The organism is Vibrio anguillarum (genome assembly GCF_001989995.2).
Lineage (GTDB): Bacteria > Pseudomonadota > Gammaproteobacteria > Enterobacterales > Vibrionaceae > Vibrio > Vibrio anguillarum.
In genome coordinates, this window is sequence record NZ_JAHGUP010000138.1 from 1 (window position 1) to 1,201 (window position 1,201).

Annotated in this window: 1 protein-coding gene; it reads right to left on the reverse strand. The window is 43.2% G+C overall.

Going from position 1 to position 1,201, the window contains the following annotated elements:
* Positions 1-13 precede the first annotated feature (13 nt).
* A partial coding sequence (locus PL85_RS17680) for an ISL3-like element ISVa10 family transposase (RefSeq protein ID WP_234934723.1) occupies positions 14-1,201 on the reverse strand: 1,188 nt, incomplete at its 5' end.

Below are 1,201 nucleotides of genomic sequence, written 5' to 3' on the forward strand. Positions count from 1 at the left end.
GGCTCTTCTCCGCTTAGGTGAGCTTGATATTTGGGTAAAAAGTTGAGTGTGTATCGGGAACCGATGTTTGTCTGATCTTCAATTTGAAATAGTCTGTATCTCTCACCCCTCTTGCCCTTCGTCTGAGTAAGCCAATCGAGACATTACCTGCTTCTACCCGAGCGTTAGTCAGTTTGTATTTTCCGTAGTTACAAATACCCACTTTTCTTTCCAATAAAGCATCGGCAAAATTAATTAAGGAAAGTATTCTGGTCGATTTGGCAAGACGACACCAAGCTTCTAGAGCTGCCACCATTGTTTCGTAATCGGGTTCATCCCATATGGCTTGTAGCTGCTCTTTGAGCATGTAAACAACGCACAAAGTCTTGTTGCTCTCAAGTAAGTCATCAAGTCTGTCAGACTGCCTATCATCCAATTTGTGAGCGTTTTTCAGTAGGAGGAAGAGCGTTCCTTTCAACATTTTTTTTTCGTCGTGAGAGCCATTTCTAAAAGCTTTTGCTCTCTCTTTTTTGATTAAGATGCAGTAGTTCTGCATGACATGAAATCGGTCAAAAACAATATCAGCATTGGGAAGCATTTTCCTGACCGCCGACTGGTAAGACTGGCCCATATCCATTGATACTGCTTTGATTCCTGATTTGGTTTCTTCTGATAGTTGCTCAAAGAAGGAGATCAGAACTTCTGCTTTTCGGCCATGTTCAACCCAAATTAAATGCCCAGAGACGAGGTCATAAACAACCGTCATATAATCGTGTCTCTTGGCTCTGGCAACTTCATCGACGCCAATATGAACCAAGTTATTCAGTTTCTCGGGGTCTAATGCTGGTAGGCTTGAACGCAAGTATTCCCTATCGATATTTTTTACTGTTTCCCAGCGGATTCCTAAATGTTGAGAGACGGCATGTATGCTCATATGGCGACATAACCCACTGATGAACTTGCAAAAGCGAGCGGTATAACGACCACCTTTAGCCACATATTCAGTCTCTTCGATCAACCGTCGTCCTTCTTTGTCTCTAGTTTTAGCCAGCTCAACCTCAATCGTACAAGGTCGCCCACTCACAGGTAAATCTTGAAGACGTCTTTTAACGTAGTGATCGACGGTGCAGGAAGTCCCTGATATTGGCTCTTTGACTTTATACCTACGATCTCGACGACAGCGAACGAGTACGCCTTGGGACATTTCTTCTATTGAACAAGA